We start from the raw sequence: 16321 nt of genomic DNA, 5'->3' as shown, positions 1-16321 counted from the left end.
AGCTCACTCCTTTTTCTAAGCTTGCTCCTGTCTATGTAGGATTGGCTCAAGATACATTTGATGTTGTTGCTGTATTTTCAAGTTCGGTATTTAGTATATGTATCAAGAGAAGGAAATAGAATTGAACACTTTGTGAATAAACGAGCATAGACCTTGAAATTTTGGTATATAGTTGTTAAGCTATATTTGTAAGTTAATTACAAACAAATACCCCTTTTGTTTGATCATGAAACTTTCTCCCATTCCCCTTTGTATAACACAGAGAACATAAAAAGGATATACGCTGCCCCGTATATCCTTTTTTGTTTTGTAATTTAAGTTTAACTCCAGCGCTTTTGATTTAATAATTATATTTCCAAAATGTGCCGTATTTAACAGGGATTCTCTGGGCTTTCTGTTTGAATTGAAGCTTTTTCATTTCTTTCTCGGTTTTCGTTGGAGTCCAATCGTAAACAGTCGAAATCTCCTGGCTTGCCACCACATTGTACATCTGTAGAAAGGTTTCCAATGGTGGCTTTTCCGATGGGATTGGGTTCATCTGTAAAATTTCTTGCAAGATGCGCTCGTATACTTCATATGGGTAAAGCCCAGCAATTTTTATTCCTTGTTCATCTGTAGCTTGGTTGAAAAAGACGATAGTAGGGGTATGGCTGATTTCCATTTCTCGTGTTAATTGAATATCACATTGGAATGCTTTTCTTGCAGTAGAAGACAGTAAATCTTCAGCGAATTCCTCTGTATCTAAATTAGCCTCATCTGCAGCACGCATCAGAACATCTTCATTTGAAATATCTAGTTTATTAATGAAAAGCTTTTCTTGTAATTTCCGCAAAAAGGTTTTGCCAGCCCTGTTTCCTTGAATTTCCGCCGCTTTTACAGCTAGAGAGATCTTCCAAGGGCAAGTAATAGGTTTTTCCAGCCAAAGGTCTCCATCACAACTCATTCCCGTTCGTTTTGCAACGCGATCCCAATCCTCCTTTAATTTCTGCGGATTGCTGGTGTTGTGTACTTCGAATGATTTATTTAAATTACCTACTATTGCACGTACGGTGAAAAATCGACCATATTCAATGGATAACTTTTTTAATAATGGCTCAAGGGACCAACATTCTGGGCATAATGGATCAATAAAAACATACATTTCTATCGGTTTTGGTCCAAATTCAAGATAAACGTCCTTTTCCGATGTGTTTGTTCTATTTTCATCTCTCAGCCCAACTTGATTCCAACTCACATCGAATTCTCCTTTCCTTTATTATTCCGGTGTATTCATCATGTGATTTGCTGTTAAGGTCAACTTCTCAAATATTACTTCCCGGTATGGCTCTTTGATTTCTGCTTCTTCTAGTGCTTCTTTCATACAACTAAGCCAAGCATCCCTTCTTGTAGGAGTGATAGGAAAAGGTAGATGTCTTCGTCTCATCATTGGATGACCGCGTTCCTCTTCATAAAGTCTGGGACCGCCGAAGAATTGGGTTAGAAATAAATGTTGCTTTCTAGCTGTCTCTGTTAAATCATCTGGAAAAATAGGGATAAGGTCTGGATGCTTTCCTACTCGTTTATAAAAAGCTTGAACAAGAGTGCCTATTGTATCGAAGCCACCAATTGCTTCGTAAATGCTTCTATGTTTTATTTCATCCATTGTTTGTTCTCCTAAATTAAGTTTGTATATATTTTAGCGTGAACAGTAGGAAAGGGCAACAAATCTGATTTTTAGTATCGTTATAATTTCCTATTTTGATAATGATAGGAAGAATCTTTCAATTTTATTTGGTGTTTTCTTTATCGTTATGTTATGTTCGTTCATCAACGATTGGAATGTTTTTAGGCCATCCGCTTTCGTTTTAGCCTCTAGTTCAAATTCATAATCGTTTTTACCATTATAGGTACTATGGTCAAGAACTAAGAGTACATCTTTATATTCAACCTCACGCCTTTCAGTTATGAGGCTCCCATAATAATATAAATTAACAACTGAAATGTTTCGTGCTTCCAGTTGTTTGGTTGTATGTTCTTTGGGAGCAATATGGCCAGCTATCCACGCTCTTGCTTCCGCTTCCGTTAAGAAATCATGGGTTTCTAGTAGACCATCTCCTTGTGGTTCCTTTAATGTTAGCCTGTATTTTCCATTTTTTTCACGGATTCTTAGTGCACAACCTTGATCCTTTAATTGGAAATCAGTTGTCTCAAAATAATAATTGGTTTGTTTAACACTATATTCAGGAAATGGCAATTTATCCAATAAATGATCAAATTCGTTTTTAGTAAGTAAATTTTTAAATTCAATTTCTATTTCTTGTGTCATTTTCTTACTCCTTTGTTTGGGGTAGTTACTACTGATTATGGATGAATATTTATCATGGTGCAATTATTCTAATTCGTTACTGGTATGGTAAAATAATATGGGCTATAATTTTAGTATACATAGGGGTGGATGTGACATGAACTGGGAAACTTTACTTGCTCCTTATAAACAGGTTGTTGAGGAATTAAAAGTGAAATTAAGAGGGACACGTTCACAATTTGAACATGAGTCCAGCCATTCTCCAATCGAATTTGTAACTGGGAGAGTGAAACCTGTTCAAAGTATTTTAGAAAAAGCAAAGAATAGAAATATATCTTTAAATCATATTGAAAAAGAAATGTATGATATTGCGGGTGTTCGTGTCGTTTGCCAATTCGTTGATGATATTTATACGATTGTAAATATGCTGCGCAATCGCGATGATTTCAAAATATTGGAAGAGAAAGATTACATAAATCGAAAAAAAGAAAGTGGCTACCGTTCCTATCACATGATCATTGAGTATCCTGTAGAGATGATCAGGGGGAGAAAGATGGTTTTAGCTGAGATACAAATAAGAACACTCGCAATGAACTTCTGGGCGACAAATGAACATTCACTGAATTATAAATATAAGGGCAGAATACCAGTAGACGTGAAGCAAAGATTGCAACGGGCTGCGGAGGCAGCTTTTAAATTGGATGAAGAAATGTCTATGATTAAACATGAGATTCAAGAAGCACAGCGTATGTTTAACCGGAAATAAAAAATAACTTAGTGGCATATGAGGAGGACATGATGAAGTTTAAAATCGTATCCAAAGGGGATAAGCGATCAAATAAGATTAAAGCGACAATGAAACAGTATTTGATAGGATTTGATCTTGAATATGACAGAGAAGAACCAGATTTAGTCATTTCTGTAGGTGGGGATGGAACCTTTCTAGAGGCTTTTCACCGTTATGTACACCGATTAAGTAAGACAGCATTTATTGGTGTACATACAGGGCATTTAGGCTTTTATACGGACTACACACCAGATGAATTGGAAAAGTTAATCATAGAAATCGCGAAGACACCATTTCAGGTTGTTGAATATCCATTGCTGGAAGTGCTTATTCGTTCGAAAACGGGAGAAAAAGAGGACCGAGTGCTTGCGTTAAATGAGGCAATGATTAAGACAGCAGAAGGGTCCGTTGTTTTTGATGTGAAAATTAAGGGAGAGCATTTTGAAACATTCCGCGGAGATGGGATATGTATTTCAACACCGTCCGGAAGTACAGCCTACAATAAGGCGTTAGGTGGAGCAATTATTCATCCATCTCTTGAAGCAATTCAGTTAGCTGAAATGGCTTCCATCAATAATCGGGTTTTCCGAACAATTGGTTCACCGCTCATTTTACCAAAACATCACACATGTTTATTGGAGCCAATCAAGGATAAGAGTTTCTTAATCGCCATTGATCACTTTACCCGAACGTATAATAATGTGAAATCGATACAATGCCGTGTTGCAAAAGAAAGAATCCGTTTTGCGAGATTCCGCCAGTTCCCGTTCTGGGATAGAGTAAGGGATTCCTTTGTTGCAGAAGAGCAAGGTAATCTTTAGTAGGGGCATGAGAAAAAAATGAAAGTCATCATTACTAACCAACATCATGGAATGATTATTCGGGATTATTTAAGGGAAGTGCATCGTTTTTCAAGAAGAATATTAATAGCGGTTAAAGAAAGTGGAAAGATACATGTGAATGATTCTCCTCAAACAGTTCGTTATCCACTTGAGGAGGGGGATGTGCTGGAGATCGTTTTTCCTAAGGAAGAAATTGCCGCATATATGAACGGTGATGATACTTGCCTTTCTATTGTTTATGAGGATGATGCTGTTATCGTAGTGGATAAGCCTGCTGGTATGGCAACGATTCCTTCGTTAAACCATCCATCGGGAACAGTGGCAAATGGAATCCTTTCTTATTATGAAAAGAATAATATTCCTTACACTGTCCATGTTGTGACCAGGCTTGATAGGGATACTTCAGGTCTTCTACTGATTGCAAAACATCGGTATAGTCATTCACTGCTCGCAACAGCACAGAAGGAAGGAAGAGTGAAGCGAAGGTATAAAGCGATTGTAGAAGGTGTAATGGAATCTGAAAGTGGAACCCTTGATGCACCGATTGACAGGAAGGAAGGCTCGATCATTGAACGGACAGTTGCTGAAACAGGAAAAAGGGCTATCACCCATTATAAGGTTAGAAAGAATTGCGAACATCATACGTATGTAGAGGTTGAATTGGAGACAGGAAGAACCCATCAAATACGTGTTCACTTTTCCCATATAAATCATCCTTTAGCTGGTGATGATTTATATGGGGGAGCGCGAGAGGGAATCACCAGGCATGCACTTCACTGCTTCCAGCTATCTTTCGAACATCCATTTACAAAGGAAGAAATCAAGCTTGAATCTAAGCTTCCTTGGGACATGAAGGAATTACTTAATCAAATGTAGTAAATTTTTCTTCTACTAATGGCTGTTTTGATGGAACAGCCATTGTTTCTTCTTCAGGTAAACGGAAGGCTGTTAATCTATTTCCAAACACACATCCTGTATCTATGTTGATTGTTTTATTTTTGATTCTTGGTTCCCTTACTGGTGTATGGCCGTAAACAATCCACCTGTCTCCTTGATAATGCTTTGCCCAGTCACGTCGAACAGGTCTGCCGTCTGGATGGAATTCACCTGAAATGTCCCCATACAGAACAAATGTCTTTACTTTTTTGTCATTTCTTCCAATTAGGTCCTCACGAATCCCTGCATGTGCAACAATGGCGTTTGCTTCTGGTATTTCTATATACAAAGGTGCTTGTTCGTACAATGTAATAAATTTTTTCTGGATAAATTTTTGTTTCCTTGTAGGCAATGCTTCATACTCAGCTACCGTTGTTTCTAGTCCGTGTGTTTGCTGAACCTTGTTACCAAGAAAGAAGCGGTACAGCTTATTACAGTGGTTTCCTGGAACATATTTCGCTTTTTTATGTACAATAACCATATCATAAACAAGCTCCATTACAGCTAATGAATTCGGTCCTCTATCCGTTATATCTCCTACAAAAACGGGAATTCTTCTGTCTGGATGAATGTAGATACCCTCTTGTAACGTATAACCTAATGCTTCAAATAAATCTTTCAGTTCATCTAAGCAACCGTGTACATCACCTATAACGTCAATTTTCATATTTTTAACCCCTTTTGGTATTGCAAACTTTGGAGATTTACCTTATGATATTTCAGAAATTAAATTTATATAAGAAATAAGAAACGATTTATTTCTTATCATTGTATACGAAATAATTATTTTTATCCTTTGTTTCGGGTGAGGGGTAAAAGGGAAAAGTATAATAGTATGGTTTTTTCCGCTGAAGGGAAGTTATTTAAATGATTGAGTCACATGTGAAATACGAAGAACAATACGAGGAAAAATACAAAGAACATTGGGATAAGGTTTTAGCTACCTTAAATGAGGGTGATGTGGATAAATTTCGTCCAGTATATTTAGAATTACATCCACATGATCAAGCGGTGTTTTTTATTGAGCAATCAGAAGAAAATCGTTTGCATATTTATTCTTTTTTATCTCCAGATGAAATAGCTGAGGTTATGATTAATATTGAATTAGAGGATATACAACCTTATTTTACGGAGATGGATCCGAGGTATGCTTCGATGGTTCTGGGAGAAATGCCTGCAGATGATGCGGTAGATATATTGAATCAGATGGATAAAGAGCAGGTTGTTAGTTTCCTAACGATAATGGATAAGGAAGCTGCTGAAGAAATTAAACAATTGCTACACTATGAGGAAAAAACAGCTGGTAGTATTATGACCACAGAGTATGTTGCAATATTGAAATCGCAAACGGTCACCCAGGCGATGCAACATTTGAAAAAAGAAGCACCAGAAGCGGAGACAATTTATTATTTGTACGTGCTTGATGATGATAAACGCCTTGTTGGGGTAGCCTCACTCAGGGATTTAATTGTTGCAGACGATGATACACTAATTGGTGATATTATTAGTGAGAAAATTGTAGCTGTCTCGGTAGCGAAGGATCAAGAAGAAGTAGCACAAATGATTCGAAATTATGACTTTCTTGCATTACCAGTTGTCGACTTTCAAAATCACCTTTTGGGGATTATTACGGTCGATGATATTTTAGACGTTATGGAAGAAGAAGCAAGTGATGATTATTCCAAATTAGCTGGTATAACAGAAACAGATCGGCCAAATGACAATGCCTTCTCAGCAGCAAAAAAACGGTTGCCATGGCTCATTATTTTACTTTTTATGGGAATGTTTACAGCGAGTCTTATTGGTCAGTTTGAAGCAACATTGGATCAAGTGGCGATACTGGCTATCTTTATACCGCTTATTGCGGGTATGGCGGGGAATTCAGGAACACAGGCACTTGCTGTTGCTGTACGAGGGTTGGCAACAGGGGATTATGAACATATTGGAAAAACAAAGCTGATTTTACGTGAGGCTGCAACGGGGATTATTACTGGTACGACTTGTGGGATTGTGATTGCCGTCGTTATATTCCTCTGGAAGGGTGACCTTTATTTAGGACTATTAGTCGGTGCTTCGATTATGGGATCACTCATCGTTGCAACGATTGCAGGTTCATTGGTGCCAATCATTATGGATCGTTTCAAAATCGACCCAGCAATTGCCTCAGGTCCATTTATTACCACGATTAATGATATTATTTCCGTATTAATTTACTTTGGATTAGCAACCACTTTTATGGGGTATTTGGTGTAGAGGTGAGGTTGGTTTGTTCTTGGTGTCCGCGATAACATTTTGTCGCGGGCATTTTGTTTTGTTATCTACTCTCAAAAGTCCGAGAGAGCCTAATGCGAAATTTAGGCGTCTGCACACATTCAGGTAATGGGCTACATATACTAGGTTAGAATGTTAGAAGGGAGAGAATCTTATGGGAAATAAGCGTTTTGCGAAGGATCCAATGCTTTTTATTCAGCAACCAAAAATAACCATACCGAAAGCGCCGATGCAAGAACATTATGTTTCTCCGAGGAAAAGGAAAGAAAAAGAAGCTGAGGCTGTTAAGAGTGCTGATTCCAATAAAACAGAAGTTCCAAAGGTTAGAGGAAGAAAAAATACATTCGTGAATTCTAAACCAGAAGAAGCAATTGATGAACCGAAAGCTACCTTTAATAAAAATAGAGATGTCGATCAGGAAGAACAAAGTCAACAAAAAAAACGGAAACAATTTAAAGAAATGACGATAAAAGAGAGAATTGAGTATTTTCTTAAGTCTTCATCCGCCACACCAACATTAAAGTGTGAAATAAAAGTGAGTGGCAGATCACATCGTGGAATTATCTCAGACTTCAAAGATGAAATTGTATTTATGCATACCGGCAGAAAGGTTGTTCAAATTCAATTAAATGAGATAGAGAATGTGCGTTTATTAGGATTTTAAAAAGAAAAACCATGGAAGTGTTATCCTTCCATGGTTTTATTGATGTTAAGCTTACGTAGGAATGTTCGCGTTAGATCGAACCACCCACGATCTGCGTGGGTGTAGTCCATCCTTCTCTATATGGGTACTTTTACTTTAGATTAGTCGTTATTGAATACGCTGATTGCTGGTAAGCATGTTACGTGGCAGAAGCAATCTAAGTCTACAGTCATGCAGATTCCTGTTGCTTCTAATTTCTTCGTTGATTGCTCAGTTGGGTCTTTTAAGTGATCGTGTCCACAAGTCTCACCATCAGCAATTAATAGTTCAAGTACAGCACAGCCGTCGTCGTCTATTTTCTTTACACGGAAGATGAAGCTTGCAACGATATCAGTCATACCGAAGTGGCCATTATGAATCTTTCTTTCAGCACCGAACCCTTTAAATGGTTTGCAATCACCTTTACAATATAGAATTACTGGTACTGTATCTAAACCATTACTTGTATCTGTATCACCTAACAAGTCACTAATTGATTGTTCGCAACTGGTGTCACAGCAGTTCTCTACAATATCATTTTGGGCCTCGACTATATCTCTTAAAATATCCTCTACACAACTACCTGTGTCAAAGTTTTTTCCACAACCCATGAATAATAACTCCTTTCGTTAATTGGTTAACTTTCCTTAATAGAATATGTGGGACGATACGTATTGTGTGGGCATTCATTTATTTTTCTAGATAAAATAACTACATTTCAGTAGCGGCAACCATCTATCCGAGAAACATATGTTAATAATGTAGAAAAGAAGGGAATGGATAAACATGGAGGAATTTCCTGGACTTAAAAATGTCAAAGTGATTGAAAAACACCTAGAGAAGAATGAAAAATGGCTACAATACCCTGAAAATAAGATAAGAATATTCGAGAAAAATGCTGGAGAATGGAACAATGATTTTTTAAAGAATATATCTGAAATAGAAAAGGTAATCCATGAATTGGAAAAGAAGCTCGAGTAATAGATGAACTTTTCAGAATAAAGTGATATAATGAAAGGAGAAAGGGGAGGGAAGAGGATGGGATATATTTTACCGATTAATCATTATCAATTTAGCGATGAACGCAATCGAATAATTAAAAGTAAAAGAATGGCTGAATCTGTAGAAAGACCTTATAAGGCTGTGTTTGAGAAGCATCTCGAGGACCAGAAAGGTGAATATGACCGTTTGACTAGCAATCCTACCCCTGTCAACTTTGACTTTATAGACGCATTAAGTAATAAAGGAAAGTATATTAACGAGAAAATATAAGAAATGGGATGCTTTATTCAGCATCCCATTTCTTGTGATTTCTATTAATGAAAGGCATGATCAGTAAATCTTCTCCTTTAGCGTATTCTGCATAGAAAACATCTTCTACATTGCTATACCCTTGCTCGTGTAGCTGCTTGTTGAGCCAATCCTCTGTAAGATTTTTCTCCCGTAGATTGTCGTAGAGGATTTCTCCATCACTAATAAGCGTAGTCGGTAAAATAACTTCCTGCGGTGCTAACTTCATATCTTTCCGAGATGGAGTTTGATAGTCTGACTTTTTCAAAACGGACATTGTTCCATCTGATTCTAAAATTGCGAACTCAACTTCCTTCAAAGAAAACACGTCTTTAGCTCTCAAGAGATGTTGAAGTTGGTCGAGATCTAATTTATTTTTCTTCATTGTATCCCGAATTAATTTTCCACGAAATATTACAATTGCCGGACTACCTTCAATAAATGCGCGGGATCCTTTAAATTTTTGTGTGATAGCTTCTGATATATACATGATGGCTGTCCATACAGATACAACAAAACCAATTTCTAGAATACCTGCATTCGGATCGAACAATGCGTTTCCGACAAGCTCACCTAAAATCAAGGCAGATATAAAATCAAATGGGGTAATTTGTGACATTTGCGTTTTACCAAGTATTTTTGTTACTGCAAGCAAGGCGAAGAAACCAAATAATAATTCAAAGAACATCGTTATGTAGTTTTGCATTTTGTATACTATCCCCTTGTGTAAGCATTCAGCTATTAGCTTAACCATTTTGGGGGAAGTCATGCATTTTAGAGCGGGGAGGGCTTTCGCTGAAGTTCACTGTGATTTCGCCAAAGTTCACCGACATTTCGCTGAAGTTCACGAATAGTTCGCTGAAGTTCACAATTCATTCGCCAATGTTCAACATTATATCAATGAAAAAAGCACCTCGCAGGGAGGTACTTTAAGATTCCAGCTCTTTTACCATCGTTACATGTGGAATTCCTGCATCCATGAATTCACTAGAGATGGTTTTATAGCCTAGTTTTTTATAAAATTCTTCTGCATGGGTTTGCGCATTTAATTTCGATTTCTTATAACCTTTGCGAATCGCTGCCAGCTCCATTGCTTGAATAATATCTTTGCCGTATGATTTACCACGGTATTCTTTTAATACGCAAATACGCTCAAGCTTCCCGTATTCATCGACAAAGCGAAGACGACTTGCTACTACCGGATGTTCATCCTCTAATCCTAGGAAATGAATAGCAGTATCCTCCAATTCATCGAGCTCCAATTCTTCTGGTACTTTCTGTTCTTCAACAAATACCTTCATTCGAACCTGATAGGCTTGTTCGCGTTCTTCTTTTGTTTCGACAACTTTAATGTTCATATAATTAGATGTGTTCCTTTCCAAATACAAATGTTTCATATACCGTCCAAGAACCGTTATCTAATTGATATTGTAATTGGAAACGGTCAATTTTATCTTCAAATTGAAATGTACTCATGTTTAATGTACCAAATACATCGGAATACTCATCATCCAGTAAATTCTGTGCAATCGTAATATGTGGAACGAAAGGATGTGTCATGTTATTTTCAAATTTTCCTTCGTGCATTTTCTTCTGTAGCTCAGTAAGTTCAGGCGTTTGTTCCACTTTAAAATAGATTGTATTTGTTACAGGCGCAAATGTACTGACTTTATTAATATTGATTGAAAAAGGCTTTGTGGCATTAGCAATGTGTTTTAATTCTACTATCAAATCATTGATATGATCGTCATCTGCATCGAACGATTCTTTCAAGGTAATATGTGGTGGAATCAATGCATAGTGGGAATCGTACCGTTTTCTGTAAGCATTTGCTTCATCTTGGATAGGTTTTGATGGGAAAATTGCAATACCGTATTTCATCATAGTTCCTCCTCGTATTATTCGTACATTTAATGATTCGTAATCGATTTCATTATACCAAAAAATTTAGTCAAACATCGTCGTTAATGTGTGAGGCATGTCTTTTTGCCAGTATTTCCAAGTATGATTGCCATTTTCAATTTCTTGATACGTTATGCTTGCACCTTTTTCTGTTAAGATTTTATATAATTCTCTGCTTGGTGTCAGTAAATCCTCAACCTTACCATCTGATAGTACTGCCTCATTTTCTGCCTGCCCAATGGTGTGGTAAATATCAAGCCCGGAAAAATCAATTGTTGCTTCACTAACGAGTTGTAAGACGGTATCATCAATGAATGGGGAATGCATGATTACTTTTCCAAATGTATTTGGGTACTTAATTGCGGTAGTTAATGCGAATGTTCCTGCAAGTGAGTCACCCATTAATGCTCGTGACTGGCCTAAATGTGTTGTTGGAATAAGCTCATCCAGAAGTGGAACCACCTCATTCACGATGAATTTCGTATAAGAAGCATGTTCTGAGCCTGTTGGATGATATTTATTGCGGCGATCTTGTCTGTTTTTGTAATGAATGCCAACGAAAACGGTGTTGGAAATTTCGCCTTTGTCGTGTAATCGGTCACTAAACGTTGCGACCCTGCCCATCTGAAAATAATCATTGCCGTCTTGCATAATGCAAATATTGTATTTGTATAATGGTGAGAAGGTCTCTGGTTGGTATATCTTTACCGTTTTTGTTTCTTGTAAGTATTTGCTTTCTATTTCTTTTTCAATCATTGTTCCTTTTCTGCCCATGTGAATCCACCCCAAGTTATGTTAGATAGTATATTTCCTACGCTAAAGTAGTCCAGTGTTAGTATATAGAGAAATACACTATCGTTTTGTCCCAGCCTCGTATTTTTCATTCTGTGTCTAGTTCCAGCGCCCAGCAACAGCGAGACTTCCCTCACCTCCGTACGATAACAGTTCGACATAGTCGAACATCCTTTGTACTGACGTAAATCGTGTTTCCTTTATCTCCTACGTAGGAATGTTCGAATTTAATCGAACCACCCACGTTTGTGGGCGCAGTCCGTACGTTGCTAACCAGGCGCTTCCACTTTTCATTCTACCATGTATTGCCGCAATGTTCTAACGATTAATTTGCTGTGTCTAGTAATTGGCCTTTGTATAACCCGTAGTAATGGCCTTTTTTCTGGATAAGTTCGTCGTGATTGCCTTTTTCAATGATTTTCCCGTGTTCGAGCATGATAATTTTGTCTGCTTCTTGGATAGTATTTAATCGATGGGCGATGACAAAACTTGTTCTGCCTTTCATCAATCGTTTTAAAGCATCTTGAATTTTTAATTCGGTAATGGTGTCGATGTTACTTGTTGCTTCATCCAAAATAAGGATTTTGGGTTCTGCTAGTAATGCCCGTGCAATCGTAAGTAATTGCTTCTGCCCCTGACTGATGCCGCTACCGTCCTGGTCTAGTATCGTGTCATAACCGTCTGAGAATTTCACAATAAAATCATGCGCATTGGCATCGCGTGCTGCTTGAACGACTTCATCATCGGTTGCATCTAATCTTCCGTAACGGATGTTTTCACGAATCGTTCCTAGGAATAAGAAAGAATCCTGAAGCACGAATGCCATTTGTTTTCTAAGGCTAGAGCGTTTAATATCTTTTAAATCGGTGCCGTCTAATGTAATCTTTCCACTGTCATAATTATAAAAACGTGAAATTAAATTAATGATGGTCGTTTTCCCTGCGCCAGTATGCCCAACAAATGCCACTGTTTCACCAGGGACTGCTTCAAAGCTGATATGTGAAAGGATGGGGGATTCATCATAGCCAAAAGAAACATCATCAAATTTCACATGTCCTTTCGTTGATGAAATTTCTATTGCATCCTTTTCATCGATTTCCTCTTTCGTCTCATCCAAAACGTTAAAGACCCGTTCGGCACCAGCAATTGCCGATAGCAATAGGTTAAATTGGTTTGAAAGCTCATTAAGTGGCCTTGTAAATTGCCTTGCATATTCGGTGAAAATAACAATCACCCCAACGGTTACGAGATTCGTATTAATTGCAAGGGCCCCACCGATAAAAGCAATTAGTCCAAAACTTAAGAAGTTCAATGTGTTCATTACTTTCGGTGTAAATCCAGCAATCGCCTGTGCCCAGAATCCCGTATTCCTCATGCTTCTATTTCTTTGTTCAAATTCAGCTATCACCCGATCTTCCTGGGAATATGTTTTCACAACATGTTGCCCTGAAAGGATTTCCTCTACATAACCATTCACTTCACCAATGTCTTTTTGTTGCAATTTATATAATGGTCCAGTACGTCTTGTAATCCAGCGCACCGCGAGAAACATTGCTGGAATAATACTCATCGTTACAACTGTGAGTATTGGACTAAGCATGAGCATAATAGCTACCGTTCCAATAAGGGTTAAAATACTTGAAAAAACTTGAATAACCGATGTATTTAACACGTTATTTACATTATCAATGTCATTCGTTAATCGACTCATTAGTTCCCCGTGCTGCCGTTTATCGAAATAGGAAATGGGGAGACGGTGGAATTGTTTAAATAAATCTTTTCGCAAATCCTGCACAGTATTTTGGGCAATCCCAATCATCCAGAAGTTTTGTAGAAACATCGTTACCGAATGGAAAAGATAAATAAGGACTAACCCAACTAAAAGATACCCTAAACCTGCAAGTTCTCTGGATACGATATAATCATCAATTGCCATCCCAACTAAGTAGGGGCCGAGCAAACTCAAAGCCGATGTCGCTGCAACCATGAGAATAACAAGGATTAATTTGCCTTTTTCTCTTCCTAAATAAGCGCCAATTCTTTTTAGTGTCGCACCCATATTTTTTGCGCGCTTTTTATTATCTACCCCAACATCATCAATTGGAATCTTTTTATATTGAAAAGGTTCTTTTAGTTGTTTAATGGACATGTGCATGCTCCTTTCCAAACTGTGATTCCACGATTTGTTGATACAAATTAGAAGTAGAAAGCAGTTCATCGTGTGTTCCGTTTGCGATAATTTTCCCTTCATCTAATAAGATGATGCTATCTGCTGTGCTTGCAGTTGAAACCTTTTGTGTAATTATAATGATTGTGCAGTGATATTCCCTAATCGCATGTATTAGCCTTGATTCAGTTGTTAAATCAAGTGCACTTGTGCTGTCGTCAAGCATGAGGATCTTCGGCTTTCTGACGAGCCCCCGAGCAATGGAAATGCGTTGTTTTTGTCCACCAGAAAGGTTTACCCCTTTTTGCCCGACACGGGTATCATATTGATTCGGCAATTCCATAATCGTTTCATGAATTTGCGCATCCTTTGCTGCTTGAATAATTTCGTCTTCTGTTGCACCTTTTTTACCCCAAGCAATATTATCTTTGATGGTTCCAGTAAATAATAGTGGACTTTGCGGCACATATCCAATGCTTCCGCGTAACTGTTCTAATATATAGGAAGTAATCGGTTTGTCATTGATGAAAATCTCACCGCTTGTTGTATCGTATAACCTTGGGATTAACTGGAAAAGGGATGTTTTCCCTGCACCTGTTGCCCCGATAATGGCTAACGTCTCTCTATCCTTAAGGGTAAAAGAAATATCTTCTAAAATGGTTTCATCTGTTCCTGGATACGTGAAGGAGACGTTCTTGAAGTCGACTTTTCCACTCGTAACGGTAGAATCGGTATTAGCTTGTTGCCGATTGATTAAATCTACATCAACACGTAACACTTCATCAATCCGTTCGGCAGATGCCTTCGTGCGGGAAAGTGCCATAATAATGAAGGAAAACATCGAAATGGCCATCGATACACGTAAAGCATAGTTGATCATCGTTACAACTTCCCCAACATTCGTTGAACCAGCAGTAATTTGCGAATTACCAAACCAAATAATGAAGATCAAACTCATATTCATGACAAAAAATAAGACAGGTGTTGAGGCTTCCACAAAGCGAAAAGTAGTTTTCGTTGAATTAGCAAGGTCACTGTTTACTGTTTCGAAGCGACCTTCCTCAAACTCTCGTCTCGTAAATGCTTTAATCAAACGCATACCTGCAAGATTTTCCTGCATCACACGGTTTACTCCATCGACATTTCCCTGAACTTTCTTGAACATTTTACTCGCAAATTTCAGAACAACAAATAAGAACAGGATAAGTAGCGGGACTGTGACCAAGAAAATCATCGCTAGTCTTGCGTTTACGACAAATGCCATGATGACGCCGCCAACTACGGTAAGTGGGGCTTTTGCCATTATCCGTAATCCTATAAATAATGTGTTTTGCAGTTGTCTTGCATCATTCGTAAAGCGTGTAACAAGTGCAGATGTAGGATACTGATTTAAGTTTTTGAATGAGAATTCCTGGATTTTCTCAAATAACTTCTGGCGCAAATCATAGCCAAACGCATAACTCACATGGGAAGAGAAGAATGAATTCAGGATTCCTGCAATAAAGGCGAAGAGAGCGAGACCAATCATGATGCTTCCCCACATCACAATGTTGTTCATATCTTGATTCATGACACCTTCATTGATCATTTTCCCGAGGAAAAAGGGAAGAAGTAATTCGACCGCAAGTTCCGCGAGCATCAATAAAATAGCAACAACTGCGGAGAGTTTGTATGGCTTTATAAACGAAAAGATATTTCTCACGATGACCCTCCATTACAAAATAAACAATTTTTCTACTATTATAATAGTTATGGTGGATTTTATCCAGCCTTTTATTTCGAGTTACGAAGTATTTGGTTGGGGTCGAGTGTACATAAATAGTATTGCTTGCGGGGGATGATTTTATTGGCTATTATACAGACAAGATAAATGGAAGAAGGAGATCAAAATGAGCGAAAAAGAGGAGTTACTGTTACAAGCGGTTAAAACGCAACATGCTATATTGAAACTATTGGAAAATACAATGCATGAGACGTACAAATTTCAAAAAGGGCTACCAAGGGAAGAACAGAATAGTGAATTGATGAATGTGGCTGAACGGGCGAGGACGATTATTGCGAAGAAGCCGAGGTTGAAGGAAATGTACAGGGAGTTGGAAGAGGAGTATGGGGTGGAGTTGGATTGAGTGAATTGGAATAATGCCTGAGTTTGTAGAAGAGGGAAGGTTGATGAAAGTCTTCTCTATTCTTCGGTAAAATAATTGACAGATACTCGGAATGCTATTATAGTAAAATTATAAATTAATATTTTGATTCCGTAGCTCAGCTGGGAGAGCGCCACCTTGACAGGGTGGAGGTCGTTGGTTCGAGCCCAATCGGAATCATTACTTAAAAAGGCGTTAATTCTTTGTTTATCAGGGGATTGGCG

19 protein-coding genes and 1 tRNA gene are annotated in these 16321 nt (G+C 37.9%); 9 read left to right on the top strand and 11 right to left on the bottom strand.

The genetic code is table 11. The annotated features are described in order from the left end of the window. Nucleotides 1–340: 340 nt before the first annotated feature. The 3 genes from D8M05_RS14010 to D8M05_RS14000 form a co-directional block, all read right to left on the bottom strand. A complete protein-coding gene (locus tag D8M05_RS14010; protein ID WP_121132852.1) occupies nt 341–1234 on the bottom strand; it encodes a ClpXP adapter SpxH family protein in 894 nt (297 codons plus the stop codon). Nucleotides 1235–1255: 21 nt separating this feature from the next. Next, nucleotides 1256–1642 carry a globin domain-containing protein gene (locus D8M05_RS14005; RefSeq protein ID WP_121132851.1) on the bottom strand — a complete coding sequence of 129 codons (387 nt, stop codon included), beginning with the start codon at nt 1640–1642 and terminating at the stop codon, nt 1256–1258. 90 nt (nt 1643–1732) lie between these two features. Then, a complete protein-coding gene (locus D8M05_RS14000; RefSeq protein WP_121132849.1) occupies nt 1733–2305 on the bottom strand; it encodes a CYTH domain-containing protein in 573 nt (190 codons plus the stop codon). 136 nt (nt 2306–2441) lie between these two features. Here D8M05_RS14000 and yjbM point away from each other — a divergent pair, with 136 nt between their 5' ends. Genes yjbM through D8M05_RS13985 form a run of 3 tightly spaced genes read left to right on the top strand, consistent with a single transcriptional unit; the run spans nt 2442 to nt 4789 of the window. After that, nucleotides 2442–3050, top strand: coding sequence for a GTP diphosphokinase (yjbM, locus tag D8M05_RS13995; RefSeq protein ID WP_121132847.1), 609 nt, complete (start codon nt 2442–2444; stop codon nt 3048–3050). A 32-nt stretch (nt 3051–3082) separates the two neighbouring features. Further along, the gene (locus tag D8M05_RS13990; protein ID WP_121132845.1) at nt 3083–3892 is read left to right on the top strand and encodes an NAD kinase; all 810 of its coding nucleotides are present in this window, start codon (nt 3083–3085) and stop codon (nt 3890–3892) included. Nucleotides 3893–3910: 18 nt separating this feature from the next. Then, nucleotides 3911–4789 carry an RluA family pseudouridine synthase gene (locus tag D8M05_RS13985; protein ID WP_121132843.1) on the top strand — a complete coding sequence of 293 codons (879 nt, stop codon included), beginning with the start codon at nt 3911–3913 and terminating at the stop codon, nt 4787–4789. On the opposite strand, the gene prpE is transcribed toward D8M05_RS13985, so the two are convergent. Continuing rightward, on the bottom strand, nt 4776–5516 hold the full coding sequence (prpE, locus tag D8M05_RS13980) for a bis(5'-nucleosyl)-tetraphosphatase PrpE (RefSeq protein WP_121132841.1): 741 nt from the start codon (nt 5514–5516) through the stop codon (nt 4776–4778). The two genes, D8M05_RS13985 and prpE, sit on opposite strands and share 14 nt — an antisense overlap. A gap of 200 nt (nt 5517–5716) precedes the next feature. Here prpE and mgtE point away from each other — a divergent pair, with 200 nt between their 5' ends. After that, nucleotides 5717–7102, top strand: coding sequence for a magnesium transporter (gene mgtE, locus D8M05_RS13975; RefSeq protein ID WP_121132839.1), 1386 nt, complete (start codon nt 5717–5719; stop codon nt 7100–7102). Between the two features lie 172 nt (nt 7103–7274). Further along, nucleotides 7275–7784: a CotO family spore coat protein gene (locus D8M05_RS13970; RefSeq protein ID WP_121132837.1), complete on the top strand. Its 510-nt coding sequence runs from the start codon at nt 7275–7277 to the stop codon at nt 7782–7784. A gap of 140 nt (nt 7785–7924) precedes the next feature. On the opposite strand, the gene D8M05_RS13965 is transcribed toward D8M05_RS13970, so the two are convergent. Beyond that, a complete protein-coding gene (locus D8M05_RS13965; protein WP_121132835.1) occupies nt 7925–8413 on the bottom strand; it encodes a CotY/CotZ family spore coat protein in 489 nt (162 codons plus the stop codon). Nucleotides 8414–8588: 175 nt separating this feature from the next. Between D8M05_RS13965 and D8M05_RS13960 the strand changes: the two genes are divergently transcribed. Next, nucleotides 8589–8783, top strand: a complete 195-nt coding sequence (locus tag D8M05_RS13960; RefSeq protein ID WP_121132833.1) for a hypothetical protein — start codon at nt 8589–8591, stop codon at nt 8781–8783. Nucleotides 8784–8840: 57 nt separating this feature from the next. Then, entirely contained in the window at nt 8841–9074 is a 234-nt protein-coding gene (locus D8M05_RS13955; protein ID WP_121132831.1) for a hypothetical protein, read from the top strand. Between the two features lie 13 nt (nt 9075–9087). Here the strand turns inward: D8M05_RS13955 and D8M05_RS13950 are convergent, their stop codons facing one another. The 6 genes from D8M05_RS13950 to D8M05_RS13920 all read right to left on the bottom strand — a co-directional run bounded on the left by D8M05_RS13950 (nt 9088) and on the right by D8M05_RS13920 (nt 15655). After that, entirely contained in the window at nt 9088–9798 is a 711-nt protein-coding gene (locus tag D8M05_RS13950) for a DUF421 domain-containing protein (RefSeq protein WP_121132829.1), read from the bottom strand. Nucleotides 9799–10021: 223 nt separating this feature from the next. Then, nucleotides 10022–10450 carry a GNAT family N-acetyltransferase gene (locus D8M05_RS13945; RefSeq protein ID WP_121132827.1) on the bottom strand — a complete coding sequence of 143 codons (429 nt, stop codon included), beginning with the start codon at nt 10448–10450 and terminating at the stop codon, nt 10022–10024. Nucleotides 10451–10454: 4 nt separating this feature from the next. Beyond that, entirely contained in the window at nt 10455–10973 is a 519-nt protein-coding gene (locus D8M05_RS13940; RefSeq protein ID WP_121132825.1) for a YjcG family protein, read from the bottom strand. 66 nt (nt 10974–11039) lie between these two features. Then, nucleotides 11040–11768, bottom strand: a complete 729-nt coding sequence (locus D8M05_RS13935) for an alpha/beta hydrolase (RefSeq protein WP_121132823.1) — start codon at nt 11766–11768, stop codon at nt 11040–11042. Between the two features lie 343 nt (nt 11769–12111). Then, the gene (locus tag D8M05_RS13925) at nt 12112–13935 is read right to left on the bottom strand and encodes an ABC transporter ATP-binding protein (protein WP_121132819.1); all 1824 of its coding nucleotides are present in this window, start codon (nt 13933–13935) and stop codon (nt 12112–12114) included. After that, nucleotides 13925–15655 (bottom strand): ABC transporter ATP-binding protein, encoded by a 1731-nt coding sequence (locus D8M05_RS13920; protein ID WP_121132817.1) that lies wholly within the window; start codon nt 15653–15655, stop codon nt 13925–13927. Before D8M05_RS13920 ends, D8M05_RS13925 begins: the two co-directional genes overlap by 11 nt. Before the next feature lie 187 nt (nt 15656–15842). Between D8M05_RS13920 and D8M05_RS13915 the strand changes: the two genes are divergently transcribed. Continuing rightward, nucleotides 15843–16079, top strand: a complete 237-nt coding sequence (locus tag D8M05_RS13915) for a hypothetical protein (protein ID WP_121132815.1) — start codon at nt 15843–15845, stop codon at nt 16077–16079. A 125-nt stretch (nt 16080–16204) separates the two neighbouring features. After that, a tRNA-Val gene (locus D8M05_RS13910) sits at nt 16205–16277 on the top strand. Nucleotides 16278–16321: the final 44 nt, after the last annotated feature.

Origin of the sequence: Oceanobacillus bengalensis (assembly GCF_003628445.1) — a bacterium.
Taxonomy (GTDB): domain Bacteria; phylum Bacillota; class Bacilli; order Bacillales; family Amphibacillaceae; genus Oceanobacillus; species Oceanobacillus bengalensis.
The sequence above is the reverse complement of the archived record's forward strand: the minus strand, read 5'-3'. Positions and strand labels throughout refer to the sequence as shown.